Genomic DNA, 16,669 nt, shown 5'->3' on the forward strand with positions numbered 1-16,669 from the left:
AAGGTCACCTGTAGAACACAGGTTCTTAGGCGGTAGGTGGAAGTGCAGTAATGTATGTAGCCGAGCCGTGCTAACAGACCGAGGGCTTGACCTCATACACAGTTAACAGTCAACAGTTAACAGTTAACTGTCAACTGTCAATACATTGGCAATCATCGCGTTTCTTGCAGTCTTCAGGGTTTTGGATCATTTATCTGATATCTGATAACTGATAACTGACCACTGTCTTTCCTGGTGCCTATGGCGCGGTGGAACCACACTGATACCTTCCCGAACTCAGAGGTGAAACGCTGCTGCGGCTACGATAGTTGGAGGGTCGCCTCCTGCCACAATTGCTCGACGCCAGGTTTATTCTTTTTCAAAAGCCTCTTCTTGGTTATTAGAAGAGGCTTTTGTTATTAGGTATGTTTTGTATTACATAACCTCAGTTCTGGTTCAGATTTTGTGGTGGAAACACCAGTTCTGAAAAATCGAACCGCAGAGGAACAGAGATAGCAGAGTTAACGGAGTTTGAGAGGTATTTTAGCCAACCATAGAATCATGCTTTGGTTTTATCCTGAACTTAGGTTATGTAGATGTTTTTCAAAGAATTGCATAAGTTCACGCCACGCATCTTCGGCTGCGGGGTGGTTGTAGTCTGGGCGTTCGTTACAAAAAAAGCCATGCCCTGCATTAGGATAAACTTTTAAGGTATATTCTTTGTTTAGTTCTTGAAAACGAGTTTCGATTTGTCGGATGCGATCGCCTGGAATAAACGGATCTTGACCACCAAAAAATAAATATACTGGTACAGTCATATCCTTGACAGCTTCTATCCACTCATCTAATACCATGCCGTAAAAGGAAGCTGCTGCTGCAATGTAGTTTGATAATTTGCCAGCAGTGAAAAAAGTTAAACCACCACCCAAACAAAACCCAGTCACACCAATTTTATCTGGATAGACATTTGGCAAAGACTTCAAATACATCAATGCGGCTTTGATGTCATTTTCCATTGGCTGGCCGAAATCTAACCGCCACATCATAGCCATTGCTGCTTCTACCTCGTCATAGTCAAATTTGTTATTAGGCAATTCTCGGTAGTATAAATCTGGGATCAGAACTGTATACCCTTCATAGGCAATTCTGACGGCTACATCTCGAAGGTGTGGGGTGATTCCAAACGCCTCCATCAGCAAAAGAATGGCTGGCTGGCTTTGAGGTTGAGTTGGTGTTACTAAAATAGAGGGCATTTCTCCCGATGGTGTAGGAATCAGCACCTCAATTTGTGCAATTCTCATCTTTTCCTTTGCATTCAAATCTACTGATAGCTTAAAAAACAAGTAATAAAGAATTCTAGGAAAAAGTTGCGATATTTTAGTAGATTCTTGCGTTTAACCTTGCAGAATTTGTTTGGGAGTTACCCCAAAACGGCGTTTGCAGCACTTTGTCAGGTGACTTTGGTCAGAAAAACCCGTTTGGACTGCGATCTCTGCAATATTCAGTTCGCTATTTTTTAGCAGATATTTGGCCTTTTCAAGACGACATTGCAGAATATATTGGTGTGGCGTAATTCCCATACATTGCTTAAAAAGTCGGAGAAAATAATAGGGGCTAAGTTGAGCGATCGCACTTAATTCCCCAAGTTGCAAATTATGATGAAGATGTTCATGGATATATTGTTTTACTTGCTGTAAGGTAGCTGGAGATAAACCATGCGAGTAAGTAGAAAATTTTGGCTTACTTACACAGTAGTTTCTTAATAAATGAATTGCTAAGGTTGTTTGCAGACTATCAATGAGCAAATTTCCGCCGAGTTTACTCAATTCTAATTCTGCTTTTAATGCTGAGAAGATTCCTTGAATAAGTGTATCTGAAATATTCATACACTGAGGCAGCAGTTCGATGCGAGCGCCTGCTATCAAATCTTCGCCAAGTTGTTGGAGTAGTGCAGGCTCAATTGCCAAAACCATAAATTCAACTGAAGTGTTCCAGTTACAACGGTGGGAAATCTCTGCTGGAATGATAGCGATCGCACCCTGTTGGCGGGTTTCATGGTATAATTTACCATCTAACCACCTCTGGCCTGTAGAGTCTCTAGGAAAATTTGCAGAAATAGGTGCATAAGCAATTACATGCATTGTATGTTGATGTTCAGCAATTTCAAATTTGGGTTGCTGAAAAACTTCAAGATGCAAATTTTTCCAACCGACGCTCGATAGCACAGAAGGCTCAGGTAGCAGTGAATCTGCGGCATTGGATTGACGGTAATCTAGTTTGACTGCCTTATTCAAAATTTTTGCTGCCCTTACTCTCTACCCAGTAAAGTTGCCACGAGTCTACTCTCTAAATAGCTATACGATCAGTTTAACTAATCATACGTGGCAATTACAGCAGAATTTAGGGGGGAGATTAATTTCTCTAACTAGCGCGCGAGAACTCAATTGTTTACTTCACTTACGTGAAACTAGTTGTCAGATTAATTGCTATACAACTTGAAAGTGATGCAGGTTATCTAGTTAAGTGCTGTATTAGTAAATAAATATCAATTTCTATCAATTTAAATTTACCCTATTATCATGAATAATTTATTTTTTCCCAACAGCAGTAGTTTTTATAAAAACATCATAAACTGATTAATATCTGCCCATAAATTATGTTGGTACTCACACAATTATTGGCATTTATGTAGTACGCATTGCTAAATTTACTTGTTAAACTTTAAGTTAGATACAGATTATGATCAGTCACTTAAATTAGAATTAATGAATCAACAGGTAAAATCAATTCGAGTTGCTTGGTGTAGTTTACTAGATTTGCCTCGTTCTAAAATTACTCACCTCAATTTCGAGTGGATTAAAATTGATATCACCGACCTATCAGAGATAAACGTTGATGTCGTTGTCCTCGATATCAAGACTTGTGAGAACTCAGAAAAAGCCAAGCATATATACAATAATATTCATTTACCTACAGTATTTATAGTAGATACAATTGAGCAAGAATCAGCGGTTCTTTGTTGGTTAGAGGCAGGCGATGAAACTTGTCAATATGATGCAATTGAGCAGCAAATAGTTTTGCGTTTGCAGCGTAGCATTTGGCATAATCAGCAAAAACATTTGTTTAACCTTGATAAACTTACAGGAATTGCTAATTTTCGCAAGTTTAATGATTATGTAATCCAGCTTTTAACCTCTAATGAAGAAGTAGAGCCTATATCTTTGATTTACTTAGATATTGATCGATTTAAGTTTATTAATGATAGTCATGGTCATACTGTAGGAGATTACATACTCCAAGAAATTGGACAAATTCTACAAAAGTATTCACTGGGAGCAGGTATTGTGGCTCGCACTGGTGGTGATAAATTTGCTATTTGCTTACGTGGTAGTATTGAACAAGGTAAAGCATTTGCAGAATTTTTGCGTAATCAAATCCAAACCCATCAATTTCAGCTAGATGCAATATCTTGTATTCATGTAACCGCTTCATTTGGCGTAGTTGCAATGCCAGGACATTCTTCTGTTGAGCAATTATGGCAAGAAATCAATCAATGTGTCTATGCTGCCAAGCAAAAAGGACGTAACCAAGTTGTCACCAGTGAAGAATTTGATGCTATTGCCAACGCTTCCGGACAGGACAAGCTCATCACTGATTTTGAGCATCGAATTCGAGTGACGGCGGAGAGGATGATAAATGAGATGGTACTTAAGGCCAGCCGTCTAGCTAACAAGTACCGCACAGAAGCAGAACACGATGGACTAACAGAAGTTTTTAACCGTCGATATCTTGACAGATTACTATCACGAGAAATCGAAAAGTGTTACAAGCATAAGCAAAAGCTGACAATTCTACTTCTGGATTTGGATCATTTTGGAGAAGTGAATCGAACCTACGGTTTTCCTACTGGCGATCAAGCTTTAAGAACTGCTGCACAGATATTTCAAACTAACGTTAGAGCAGGAGATTGGGTTGCACGCTACGGAGGAGAGGAATTTTGTATTGTCATGTCCAATACTGACTTACAGACAGGATGTCAAATAGCTGAAAGAATTCGCCAAGCTCTAAGTCAGCAAATTGTCACTGCTTATAATGGTCAACAGTTTCGACTAACTACGAGTATTGGGGTTGTCGAACTGATAGATGAAAAAAACCTTGTATCTTTATTACAGCGGGTCAGCGATCAAGTAAGAAAAGCCAAGACAAACGGACGCAATCAAATCTGCTTTTAATAACTCTGTCATATTTCTAGGGAAAATAAAATTTTCAACCTGATATAGGAATCTCGATTATAAATTCTGTACCTTCGCTTAATACAGAATGACAACTTAATTTACCGCCGTGGTTTTCTTCCACAATTTGCCGCGCGATCGCCAGCCTTAATTCAGTTCCTTTACCTACAGTCACACTTTTTGTGCTACATTCATTGTCTGAAAATCACAAGTCATTTCTTCCTAAAATAGGTCTTTGACTTGCTGCGTTGTTGTTGCTGAATGATAAAAAGCGGCTAAAAAAGACCTCTATAATAGACAAATTTCTAACATTAAAGGGGTCAAAAGTCGCTGGTATAAATTTGAATGTTGTTGTTTGTCTAACCTGATTTCTTTACCCATTATTTTCTGCGTATAATTACTGCTGCGTTTTTAAAGACGAGGGTTTTGGGCGAGGTCTAAATGCTCGTCCAAAACCAGTCTCTGTTACCTTTTAAGCAGATTGTAGATTTTAAATTGAAAATTACTAGCCACGTCTAGTTTTATTTCACTATCTGTCACCATTAATTTTCAATTTAGTCTGACTATTTGTGATCTGCATTCAGAATTTCGTCAATAGTCAAAGAACGAATTAGCTCTCGAATTACATCTGTTCCCGGCCGCCCTGTATTTGAACAATATTTTTCTAATTTTTCGGCTTCGCCCGATGTGAGATTAATTGTTAATCTTTTAACAGCCCATTTCTTATTCATAAATGTACTATTATTTTTGAAACTACTCTTTTACTATCAATCAATTAAGTTGCTATTACAATGATAAAAATAAGGAGATTAGCTTTAAGAAGCAGTAAAGAAGCATTTAGCAACCTTGAAAGTAAGATGAAGTACGTAAGTTAGTTGCTAACACTAATAATTTTCAGAAGCTGTGCTGAAGAATTAGGTTATACCAATTTTTTATAGTTATAGATAGACGCCCTCTTGTGTTACTTCCCATAGAGAAAAATCTGAAATCCTTGCTGCATAATGTTTTTATCATAAAGCTTTGTTTCCGGAGAGTGACAGAAGAAGGATAAGAGGCAATAATGCTTTCTCTTGCCTGTTGCCTGTTATCTAAACCAACAACCTGATCTGTGAACCTTCCTGGCTCTTATTCACCTCAATTCGGGCTTGGAAGGCTTCTTTGAGGTGGGGCATATGGGTAACGGTGAGAATACAGGCAAAGTCAGAAGCGATCGCATTGATAGCAGCAATCAGGCGATCGCATCCTTCGGCATCCTGTGTACCAAAGCCTTCATCGACAATGAGCATTTGCAAAGCCGCCCCCGCCCTTTGTGCTAATAATTTCGCCATCGCCAAGCGGATGGCAAAGTTAATTCTAAAGGCTTCGCCGCCAGAATAAGTTTCGTAGGCGCGGGTTCCTTGAGCATCGGCAATTAATATATCTAAGGTATCTATCAGCTTGGCATTTTTTTTACTCGATTTACCGCTGCGTCCAGCTTTTTGCGTAACAAATTGTACGTGCAGCTGGTTGGCACTCAGTCGCGCTAAAAGTTGATTTGTCTCTGCTTCTAGCTGTGGCAACACGTTTTCAATCATCAAAGCTTGGATACCATTTTTACCAAAAGCTTGGGCTAATTCGTGGTAAACACGGTACTCGCGTTTACAAGCTTGCAACTGTTGTTGTTGTTCTTCGTACTGAACTTGCAAAGTTTCTAGCTGGAGAGCCAGTTGTTCTAAGCGCCCTAACTTGGCGATTTGCTCGTCGAGTTGTCGTCTGCGGATAGCTAACTGCTGTTCTAAAGCTTGGATTTGCTCGATGGGGTTGGCTGACTGTGCTAGTTGCTGGACAATCTCATCAATTTGACTGGCGAGTTGTTGGCGTTCGTTTAACCGTGCAATTTTAGAGGCTTCTAACTCTTGCAATCGTGCTTGTAGCTGCGGATATTGTTGTTGGGCTGACAACAACTGTTGATAGCGTAACTGCCATGCTTGGGCTTGGCGGATAGCTTGACGTAAATTATTGTGTTGCTCAGAACTGTAAGCAATTTCGGCAATTTGACGCTCTAGAGCGGCGATTTGCCTAGCACACTCAGAATCAGTTTGCTCTTGCTTGATTTTGGTGTGTAGTTGAGTAATGGCTGTTTCTAATTCTGGTTTGCGCGCTGCTAGTTGGCTTTGGCGTTTGAGCGCATCTTTAATTTGCTGGAGTTTAATTTCTGCCCAGCGCCATCTTTCAACTTCACTCCGCGCTAAGGCATGGTCTTGCTCATTGTAATTTAATTGTTGCAGATATGCTTGTACTTGCTGTAGTTCTTGCTGTTTATCTTGGGCGTAATCACCAGTTTGGAGCGATCGCTCTAAATGTTCTCTTTCTTGTGCTAGTTGTTGTAACTGTTCTTCGGCATCACTGGTTGATTCTAGTTGAGCCGCTAATTGTCCGCGCTGTTCCCGCAAAGAGTCATAGGGAGCTAAGTTTTGCGATACTTCTCGATATTTCTGCCGCAGTACTTGAATTTCTCGATCTGTACAAGCCAATTGTTCGCGGAATACCCACAATTGTTCCTCAGTGTCTTTGTATTCTGCTTTGGTTTTATCAGCAACCCGATTCCAGTGGTGTTCATCCAAAGGACGCTCACACAACGGACAAATCGCGTCTGGGTTGCGAAGCATTTGCAGTTTTTGATCTAATTCGCCTAATAACCTTTCATATTCCCTTTGCTGGGCTTGTAGTCGTTCAATAAAGTGTCGTCTTTCCTGTCCTTTTTCTTGAATTCGTTGTAGGTAAACTTTATCTTTTTCCATTTGCTCAATCTGCATCGCCACCGCCATCACAGCTTGTTGGATTTGGGGTTGGCGTTGAGAAGAGCGTTGCAGTTGGTTTTGGGTAGCTTGTATTTGTTCTAATCTGGCTACTAAACTAGCTTGAATTCTATCTAGGTGACTTTGCAAACTTTGTCGCTGTTGCAATAATGGCGAGACTTGCATTTGCAACTCATCTAACTGGGTAACGCGACGGCGTGCGGCGTTGAGTTGTCCTAAAGCGGCTTCAACTTCTCCTGATTTACTCAAGGTGTGTTGAATTTCTTGTTCTTGCTGTGCTAAAGCTTCGAGTTGCGCTTGGGTTTGTTGTAATTGCCTTTCAATTTCTTGAATTTGCTTAGATAGCTGTTGTTGCTTTTGTTGACGGAGTGCAGTGGCACGGGTATGTTCTTCAAATTTGGCAGCAAAAGCTTCTTCTTGTGCTTGTAGGCTTTGATAATGGGCGTAACCGTTTTTGATTTCCGCTTCTTGATTTAAGAGGGCTGCTAATTCTGCAAGTTGGGTTTTGACTGCTGATTGCTCTTGGTGGAGGCGATCGCAATCTTGCGTTAAATTCTGATATTGTTGCCTAACAAAGCCTAATTGCTGTTCCCAATTTTGCCGTTGGTGCTGGACAACCTGCAAACTTTGCAATTGAATATTGTCAAAAGCTTGCACTTGTTGGAGTTGATTGAGTTCAAGTTCTAATTCTGCTCTTTGAGTGGCTGTGGTTTCGCGTTGTTGTAGTTGGCTTTTAATTGATTCCAAAGAACGCTCTAATTCTTCCGCTCTGGCTTTAAATTGACGCGCAGATTCTTTGGCGCGTTCTTCCAAATCATCATACTGCGTCAGCTTTAATAATTCTGCTAAGATTTCCTTGCGTTCTGTGGGGCGTTTGAGCATGAATTCATCAGCCCGGCCTTGACGCAAATAAGCAGAATTAATAAAAGTATCGTAATCTAGCTTGATATGTTCTAAAATCAAATCCTGCGTTGCCCTAACTCCTTTACCAGTGAGGGGGCGAAACCCAGAAGGTGTTTCGATTTGAAATTCTAGAACGCTAGTTGAGCCACGAACTCTGGTGCGAATGACGCGATACTTTTGCTGGTTAACTTGAAAAGTGAAATCAACGCGAACTTCTTTTGCACCCGAATGGATGACATCATCTTCGGTTGAAGCTCGACTTTCACCCCAAATTGCCCATGTAATAGCTTCGAGCAGAGATGATTTTCCTGCACCATTGGAACCACAAATACAAGCCGTATGCAAACCACGAAAATCTAAAGTGGCATCACGGTAACTTAGGAAGTTTTTGAGGATAAGTTGTACTGGGATCATTGAGGCTATAGCGCCACATCTACGATTTGATTAAATAGCAGTACAGATGCACTCTTGTTAGTTTAACTAGGTGTTTATCAGGATTCTAGTCTTAATGTCGGTAATTTTACGAAAATTAACAATATTATGAGCGAGTTTTTCCTTCTTGGCAAATTATTTTGCGCCTCTGCAAAGAAAAAAGAAACTTTCAGTAGGTTGAATTTGTATGATTTTTAACGCGGAGGCTCGCGGAGGTCAACGCAAAGTGACGCGAAGTATTTGTTTAAGTTTTTACTATGAATTTATCAGGCATATATTTAGAGTTTAGATTTAAATCAAAATGCTGATTGGAACAACACTCACAAATTTGCGTCAAGCTGTATATAAATATTAGTTGATTGAGGCATTTTAGCAATAACAATACTCCTCATAATTCAAGATGTATTACGTGGGGAATATGCCGAAAGAGAGTTCCCAAACGAGTCAGAAACAATCTCAGTAATGCCTCGTCATTACACACGATACAAAAATCAACGTAATCTTGTTATGACACACCTTTATCGCATCAAAACTGGAACTGCTGCATTCATGGCAATGGCACTAACTACAGGTGCGATCGCTCCCATGATTGCGTTAGCTCCGGCACAAGCACAATATAATATAGGGCAGTCACGCTCAACTACTATTCCGGCTAATGTGACGTTACCAGTCACTTACGAAAAAGAAAAAGTTGTGGTTAAGCCTGGGGAAAGTATGTCTCTCAAGCTGCGAATAGCTAATGACATTATTGATAGAAGTAGAAATGTCTTAATTCCGGCTCAGACTGAAGTTATCGGTAGACTAGAACCTGTAGATTTATACGGTAGAGATAGCAACAGCAATAATCAAAATACAAAAGGTGTAAGGTTTGTCGCATCAGAATTAGTTTTTCCTTCTGGACGTAGGCTGCCAATTAATGCACGTTCTAAAACAATCACCGAAACTGAAAGAATTAGCAAAGGTGCTAACACTGGTCAAATTTTAACAGACGCAGCGATCGGTGCAGGTGCAGCTACGGTAATTTCACTGTTAACTGGCAACAAGAGGGTAGAAGTCTTAGAACCTGTGGCTGGTGGTGCTGTAGGTGCAGCAGCAAGTGTATTATTGCGAAAAAATCAAGCTGATGTTTTTGTTCTCAGACCAGAACAAGATTTGGATATCACACTAACCAGCAATTTGGTCATATCGCGCAATAGCACTTATTAACTGAAATTTCCGTCGTGAATTTAATCAAATTGCATGAGCGATCGCCTTTAATAATATAGAGTGCGATCGCTTCACTTTATAGATACAAAACTTTACATTCCCACAAATATTTCATCTAGATATTGCCTGATCTAATAGTGGGATATAGCCATGTTAAGTGCTAAGTCTTTGCTGGTTTTGCAAGCAAAGACTTAGCAGCTTCACTGACTCTTTAAAAGAAAGTTAGTGCATCTACTGTGTATTTTTCTATTGAAAAAATTAAAAATTAAATTATCAAGTGCTGACTACTTTTTAACTTGGTTGATTGATAACACCAGCTTGTGACAGTTGGTTATCAACCGCACATCATGGCAAATTTTTACTATTTTTAAGGACTTCACTAGGATGCTAAAAAAATTATCTCTGACTTTAATAGGAACAACAGTGATTGCAGCCAGCGCAAATCCGGCTAGTGCTGTAACAATGAAAGTAAATCCTGGAATGTTTTCCAGTTATTCAGATACAAAAGTAGTAACTTTTGATGATGGCACAGCCAACGATCCTAATGGTTTTGTAACTTATTCCAATATTACTACTAACATTGTTCAAGGTAGTGTAGGCGGTCAATATGCTTCACCTTATCAAGACGATACAAAATTTTTAACAATTTCTCCAACTGGTAGTAATGTGGCTGGCGATAGTGGTTTTGTCAACATTGATTTTAAAGAAGCTATTGATTACTTCGGTTTTTATGCAGGCTCACTAGACAGTTACAATTTTATTGACATTTACAGTGGTGGTAAGCTGTTAAAGACTTTTAGTGGCTCTGATGTGCCAACTGCCATAGCTGATGGTAGCTGGACTAGTACTCAAGCGAATATGTTTATTAACTTAGTAGGTGATGCAGGGGAAAAATTTGATCGCGTTGTGATGCGCTCAAATGGTATTGCTTTTGAAACAGACAACCACACCTATAGAGTGGCTAAAAGCGTTCCTGAATCTGATGCAATGTTAGGTGTATTAGCAATAGGAGCTTTTGGTACAACTTCACTGCTCAAGCGTCAAAAAAAGCAACTAGATGCCAAAGTCTAAATTAGTTTCTTGAATATTAAAACTGCTATGTGTGAATCGCATAGCAGTTTTTTTATTTTGATATAGGAAATACGAGGGAACATAAAAGCATTAAATAAGTCTACATTTATTTTTCTAAAATTAAATATTATCCCTATATGACTAAAGTCATATTATTGGGAAAAACCAAAATAATTAGAAACATTTTAATACCATAGTTGTCTAACTATTTAACAGAAGAACAAATAAATGTAGAGGCATAAATTAATGTTTACATTAAATAGTTGGCAATCAAAAACTGCTGCACTTATGGCTTTGAGTATTACTGTTGGCACTGTAGCCCCTTTAGTTACAGCTACACCATCTTTTGCTCAAACTACTTTTACGGATGTTTCATCTAACTATTGGGCGGCACAATTTATTCAAGAATTATCACAACGGGGTGTAATTGCTGGGTTTCCTGATGGCAGTTTCCGTCCAGAAGAAGCAGTAACACGCGCTCAATTTGCGGCAATGGTGAATAAAGCTTTTTCAAAAGCACAACAACGTCAAGCAATCAATTTTGTTGACGTACCCAGCAATTACTGGGCATCGGGAGCCATTCAGCAAGCATATACGATTGGTTTTCTTTCAGGGTATCCCGGAAACCGCTTTGAGCCGAACCAAGCCATTCCGCGCCAGCAGGTTTTAGTTGCTCTCGCCAATGGTCTGGAATATAATCCTAGCGGTAATGTTGAAGGCACTCTGCAATATTTCAACGATGCTGCTAGTGTTGCTAGTTATGCCCGTAGTCCGATTGCGGCGGCGACAGAACAGCAAATTGTCGTGAACTATCCAAATGTGAAGTTCCTCAATCCAACTGCAACTGCTACAAGAGCGCAGGTAGCGGCTTTTATCTATCAAGCCTTAGTTAGTTCTAATCAAGCTTCAGCAATTAACTCACCTTACATTGTTGCTGCTCAACCTTCCACACCCACACCTGTATCAGTAACAATTCCCCAAGGTGCGGTGATTCCTGTGAAGTATGACCAAGCGAAGAAAATTCTGGTTACTAAGGATGAAACTGCACCTTTAACTCTAACTGTTGACCAAAACGTAGTTACGCAAAATGGAACTGTGGTGATTCCGGCTGGTAGCCAAGTGGTGGGACAACTTAAACCTGTTAAAGGTGGTTCGCAATTCGTAGCGCAAAAACTGGTATTAACTACAGGTCAAGAGTACGAAATTGCTGCGACTTCTGATGTGATTACCAAGACAGAAACAGTCAAAAAAGGCACGAGTACCACAGCAATTATTAGAAATACTGTATTAGGTGCTGGGGCTGCGGCTGCGGTATCTGCGGTGACAGGCGATCGCGCGATCGCTACGGAAGAAGTTCTGGGTGGTGCTGCTATTGGTGGTTTAATTGGCTTGTTCTTCGGTCGTAATAGTGTTGACTTAATCGCTATTGATCCCAACACTGATTTACAAATGACTGTCAACCAAAATTTGTTGGTGTCACTTAGATAAAAGCTGAAAAATCAAGGGTTTGGCAAAGGGTGTAGGGGTTGGGGGTGTTTATATCCAAACCCTTACTTTCATTCTTTTTATCTGAGTTTCAAAGTAGGTGTTCGGAACTACGTACAATAGCAATAGTGCGATCGCCAGTTCAAGAAAGTAATTAATTTAGATGGCTTTAATCATTGCAGGAGAACGTAGTGGGGTGGGTAAGACAACAGTCACGCTCACCCTTTTAGCATCTTTATGTCGTCGTGGTAGTCAAGTGCAATCTTTTAAGGTTGGCCCGGACTACATTGACCCGATGTTTCATCAGTATGTCACAGGCCTGGCTTGTCGCAACTTAGACCCGGTGCTAACTTCGGAAGCTTACGTGCAGCAATGTTTTGCTCATCACAGCCAAGCCAGTGAATATGCTTTGGTAGAAGGGGTGATGGGGTTGTTTGATGGTGTTTCGTCATTTGTGGAGGGTAAACCACAAATGACAGACTTTGCTAGTACGGCTCATATTGCTCGGTTGTTGGATTTGCCTGTAGTGTTAGTCATTGATTGCAGTCGTTTATCTGGTTCTGTAGCTGCGATCGCTCACGGTTATTGTTCCTTTGACCCCAAAATAAAAATAGCTGGTTTAGTCCTCAATCGCGTCGGCAGCGATCGCCACCTCTGTTTACTCAAAGATGCGCTAAAATCTCTACCATTACCAATTCTTGGTGTTCTGCGTCGTCAAGATAATATTGCCATTCCTGACCGCCATCTCGGTTTAGTTCCCACAGCAGAACTCACAGAATTAGATGCAGTCATAGAACGCTTGGCTGATTTAGGTGATACTTGCTTCAACTGGCAAAGTTTATTACCTTTACTCCAAACTCAGCACCCAGGACTCAGCACTCAGCACCCAGCACTCAGCACTCCAAACTCAGCACGGGCTAAACGCCCCGCTACCGCTAACAGCACTCAGCACGGGCTAAACGCCCCGCTACCGCTAACAGCACTTTATAAAGTCAAAATTGCCGTAGCACGCGATCGCGCTTTTAATTTTTATTACCAAGACAATCTCGATTTATTGCAACAATTAGGCGCAGAGTTAGTTTTCTGGAGTCCTCTAGAAGATACTTTCCCGCAAGGTATCCAGGGAATGTACTTTGGTGGTGGTTTCCCAGAAGTTTTTGCACAACAATTAACAGCAAATATCAATGCTCGTGAATCAGTTAAAACAGCAATTTTGCAAGGTATACCAACAATTGCTGAGTGTGGCGGCTTGATGTATTTGTGTGAACAAATCAGCGATTTTGCAGGTAATTATTATCCAATGGTAGGAATTATCCCAACTGCTGCTGGTATGGGTGGACGTTTAACTTTAGGTTATCGTCGGGCAGTAGCTTTACGAGATAGTTTGTTAGTAGATACAGGTACAACTGTTTACGGACATGAGTTTCATCGTTCCAGTTTAAAAGCCAATTTTGAACAACCTTTATTTGCAACTTACCGCTATGATTGCGATGAAAATATGGGGGATGAAGGATGGAATTTTCCAACCAATCTTCATGCTTCTTATGTCCATTTACATTGGGGTGCTAGTGCAGAAATTCCTCGGCGATTTCTTCAGCAATGTCAAACCAAAGTGCTGATTACCAATTAAAAAATATTTCCGACTGCACACTTCATTTTTTTTGTACTAGCAACTGGACAATAAAAGTTGAACCTTCATCGGGTTTGCTTCTGACTAAGATGGAACCACCACAACGCCAAAGTAGCCGCTTAACGATGGTTAAACCCAACCCCGCACCCCCTAGTTCTTCGGCGGTTCCAGAACGCACCCGATAAAAGCAATCAAAGATTTTCGATATTTCACTTTCGGCAATACCTATACCTGTGTCGCGGAATTCTAATTGGATGTAATCGCCAAAAAGTCGCGCTCTGACCCAAACTTGGCCGCCTTTGGGTGTAAATTTAATACTGTTTTGCAATAAATTAATGACTATTTGTCTGAGTCCACCCGCTACGCACCAAACAGTTGGTAAATCTGGGGGTACGGTATAGGCTAGCATAATGCCTTTTTCTTGGGCGACAGGCTGATAAGTACTAACTATTCCGGGGACAATTTCTGACAAACGGACTAATTCTAAGCTAGTTTGTTCTAATTGATGTTCTAGGTTAATTAAATCTAATAAACCAGTGATGAGTATACTTTGGCGATCGCATTGGGTATTCAACATCTGCAAATAACGTTGTCGCTGTGGGGGTTTGATGGTAGGAGAATTCAATAGCGACAGCGCAGTTTTCATATGTGTCAGAGGTGTACGCAATTCCTGACACACACTACTTAAATACCCGTCTTTGAGTTGTTCTTTATTTTGTAACTTTTGATTTTGTTCTTTTAACTTGGTGATGCGTTTATTGACAACTTGACGATTAATTTCATTTTGGCGTTGGAGTTGTTTTGCCAATAGTCTACTAACTATTGCGGGTTCTGTTGTATTTGGGTAAGTTAACTCAGCTGTGAAATTTGGCTGTGATTCTGGTGCGGTAGCCTGTTGAATTCCCTCTAAAATTTGCTGAATTAGTCTTTTTTCCATTGTGGTTAAAGCCACTAAAGCAGGCATCTTATGTGTCTTTCCTTTTGGGGAATTGCGATTTTGGCTTCTTTTGCGGGTACGGCGAACTACGATTAAATTACAAAATTGCGGCGAGATTACTATAAAAAAGTATTCTCGCCGTAGTTGATGATTTGGGAGAAGTTTGAGTCCATTTTCTTGACTAGAGTGAAGATTGCGGTATGTATTGATTACTCCAGATGTACCCATCGCAGATTGATAGCGTTCTAATTCTGCGTGCCAAATTTTTCCTGGTGGTAGCTTAACCCAAAAAGTTGCGGCAATTTCCTGCTCTATGAGTATATCTATTTGCGCCCTCAGTAATGCTAATAAAGTAGCAGGATTACTAGGAAACGCTTGAGGCGGTGCTTCCAATCCTAAGGCCAGCTGATAGATGGATAGCTGCTTACGCAGAGAATCATTCATGAGTCAAGCACAACAAGAAAAATGAAGGAAAAGGCAGGGACAAATAATTATGTCATTGATTTTGAATTTTATGCATAAGTCTTTTACAAAAAGACTACGTAGAATACATAACTACAATTGACATCCTCTCACAGCTAACCCTTGGGGTGTAGCGGGAGATTCCAAAGATCACTCTTTGGGCTTTCTCTTTCCACGACTCGGCTTATTTGGAGGGATTTCTCCATCCAAACAGAGGTCGATATCTCCAGAGACTTGAGATCCTGTGTGTCCCACAGTACGTAGTCCTAATTCAAGTATGTTCCGTGCAGCGTTCCAATCCCTGTCTTGGGTATGTCCACAGTGAGGGCAAACATGAGTTCTGGTACTCAGCGACTTTTTCACCACTTCACCACAGATAGAGCAATTCTGACTGGTGTGATGGGGTGCAACTGCAACAGTCGCCACCCCAAAAACCTTACCAAAATACTCAACCCATTGCCTAAACTGCGTCCACGCTGCGTCACTAATCGACTTAGCCAAGTGCCTATTCTTGACTATGTTCCGCACCTTCAAATCCTCATAGGCTACCAAGTCGTTAGACTGGACTACGCACCTCGCCAATTTTACGGCGAAGTCTTTACGCTGCCTACTTACTTTGAGGTGCTTTCTACTCAAGCGATTTCTCGCTTTCACTCGGTTTTTAGAACCCTTTTTAGTTTTAGACAATCTGCGTTGCAGACGTTTCAAAGACTTCTCGCTTTTACGCAAGTGTTTAGGATTTTCAATTTGATTCCCCTCGCTATCGGTATAGAAGTGATTAAGTCCCACATCCAAGCCAATAGTTTTAAGAGTTGGTTCTCGCTTTTCGATTCGCTCTTGGTCGATGCAAAATTGGCAATAATAACCATCAGCACGACGCACAATCCGCACTCGCTTGAACTGTTTCAAAGAGTAGAAATGCAGGTCACGAGTTCCCCAAAGTTTGAAAGTTCCTGCTTTGAATCCATCGCTAAAAGTGATGTATCGACGGTCATCAGAGAGCTTCCACCCACTGGTTTTGTACTCAACAGAACCGTGAGTTTGTTCTTTTTTAAAACGTGGATACCCCTTCTTCCCTGGTTTAGATTTCTTGCAGTTATCCAAAAATCTAGCAATTGCAGACCACGCTCTTTCGGCACTAGCTTGTCTAGCCATCGAGTTGAGCTTGGCAGCCCAAGGAAAATTCTCATCGGCAGCAAGTACAGCGCAATAAGCACTCAACTCATACCTGCCGATGTTTCGGTTATCCATCCAGTACCGGAGGCAAGCGTTACGGACAAAACGAGCAGTCCGAATAGCTTCATCCAGCTTTCGATACTGCGCGTCAATCCCCTCAAGTTTTGCCTCAAATACCAGCATTATTACGTCAGTAATCTTGACGTAATGATATCACGAATATTGCTAAAAGTACGGGCGGGTTTACCAATATTCTCGCTTTTGTACGATGATCCAAATAAACCCGCCCCTACTCCCCTTGCCTTGTCAAACCTGCGGTTTGAGTTATTTAAGGGGTGTTTTGTTTTTAGCCCTGTCT

General features: G+C 40.8%; 12 protein-coding genes and 2 rRNA genes. 7 read left to right on the top strand and 7 right to left on the bottom strand.

Features of this window, described 5'->3' with window-relative positions; all coding sequences use genetic code 11:
• Positions 1-94 (top strand): 23S ribosomal RNA (locus H6G69_RS15635); the annotation flags it as partial.
• 136 nt (positions 95-230) lie between these two features.
• A 5S ribosomal RNA gene (gene rrf, locus H6G69_RS15640) occupies positions 231-348 on the top strand.
• Between the two features lie 203 nt (positions 349-551).
• Here the strand turns inward: rrf and H6G69_RS15645 are convergent.
• Together H6G69_RS15645 and H6G69_RS15650 are read right to left on the bottom strand one after the other, a co-directional pair.
• Positions 552-1,280: a dienelactone hydrolase family protein gene (locus H6G69_RS15645; protein WP_190688640.1), complete on the bottom strand. Its 729-nt coding sequence runs from the start codon at positions 1,278-1,280 to the stop codon at positions 552-554.
• A 93-nt stretch (positions 1,281-1,373) separates the two neighbouring features.
• Positions 1,374-2,273: an AraC family transcriptional regulator gene (locus H6G69_RS15650; protein WP_199336037.1), complete on the bottom strand. Its 900-nt coding sequence runs from the start codon at positions 2,271-2,273 to the stop codon at positions 1,374-1,376.
• Positions 2,274-2,744: 471 nt separating this feature from the next.
• Between H6G69_RS15650 and H6G69_RS15655 the strand changes: the two genes are divergently transcribed.
• The gene (locus H6G69_RS15655; RefSeq protein WP_190688644.1) at positions 2,745-4,211 is read left to right on the top strand and encodes a GGDEF domain-containing protein; all 1,467 of its coding nucleotides are present in this window, start codon (positions 2,745-2,747) and stop codon (positions 4,209-4,211) included.
• A gap of 34 nt (positions 4,212-4,245) precedes the next feature.
• On the opposite strand, the gene H6G69_RS15660 is transcribed toward H6G69_RS15655, so the two are convergent.
• From H6G69_RS15660 to sbcC, 3 genes are all read right to left on the bottom strand, one after another.
• Entirely contained in the window at positions 4,246-4,386 is a 141-nt protein-coding gene (locus tag H6G69_RS15660) for a HAMP domain-containing histidine kinase (RefSeq protein WP_190688647.1), read from the bottom strand.
• Positions 4,387-4,774: 388 nt separating this feature from the next.
• Positions 4,775-4,942: a CopG family transcriptional regulator gene (locus tag H6G69_RS15665; RefSeq protein ID WP_190688650.1), complete on the bottom strand. Its 168-nt coding sequence runs from the start codon at positions 4,940-4,942 to the stop codon at positions 4,775-4,777.
• A 357-nt stretch (positions 4,943-5,299) separates the two neighbouring features.
• Positions 5,300-8,326, bottom strand: a complete 3,027-nt coding sequence (sbcC, locus tag H6G69_RS15670; protein WP_190688653.1) for an exonuclease subunit SbcC — start codon at positions 8,324-8,326, stop codon at positions 5,300-5,302.
• Positions 8,327-8,851: 525 nt separating this feature from the next.
• Between sbcC and H6G69_RS15675 the strand changes: the two genes are divergently transcribed.
• From H6G69_RS15675 to H6G69_RS15690, 4 genes are all read left to right on the top strand, one after another.
• Positions 8,852-9,550: a conjugal transfer protein TrbI gene (locus H6G69_RS15675; protein ID WP_190689035.1), complete on the top strand. Its 699-nt coding sequence runs from the start codon at positions 8,852-8,854 to the stop codon at positions 9,548-9,550.
• A gap of 423 nt (positions 9,551-9,973) precedes the next feature.
• Positions 9,974-10,621: a PEP-CTERM sorting domain-containing protein gene (locus H6G69_RS15680; protein WP_313951096.1), complete on the top strand. Its 648-nt coding sequence runs from the start codon at positions 9,974-9,976 to the stop codon at positions 10,619-10,621.
• Positions 10,622-10,867: 246 nt separating this feature from the next.
• A complete protein-coding gene (locus H6G69_RS15685) occupies positions 10,868-12,109 on the top strand; it encodes an S-layer homology domain-containing protein (protein WP_190688660.1) in 1,242 nt (413 codons plus the stop codon).
• A 160-nt stretch (positions 12,110-12,269) separates the two neighbouring features.
• Positions 12,270-13,736 (top strand): cobyrinate a,c-diamide synthase, encoded by a 1,467-nt coding sequence (locus H6G69_RS15690; protein WP_190688663.1) that lies wholly within the window; start codon positions 12,270-12,272, stop codon positions 13,734-13,736.
• Between the two features lie 22 nt (positions 13,737-13,758).
• Here the strand turns inward: H6G69_RS15690 and H6G69_RS15695 are convergent, their stop codons facing one another.
• On the bottom strand, positions 13,759-15,117 hold the full coding sequence (locus H6G69_RS15695; RefSeq protein ID WP_190688666.1) for a DICT sensory domain-containing protein: 1,359 nt from the start codon (positions 15,115-15,117) through the stop codon (positions 13,759-13,761).
• Between the two features lie 168 nt (positions 15,118-15,285).
• A complete protein-coding gene (locus H6G69_RS15700) occupies positions 15,286-16,494 on the bottom strand; it encodes an RNA-guided endonuclease TnpB family protein (RefSeq protein ID WP_190688669.1) in 1,209 nt (402 codons plus the stop codon).
• Between the last annotated feature and the right edge of the window lie 175 nt (positions 16,495-16,669).

This window comes from Nostoc sp. FACHB-110, from assembly GCF_014697425.1.
GTDB lineage: Bacteria > Cyanobacteriota > Cyanobacteriia > Cyanobacteriales > Nostocaceae > Nostoc_B.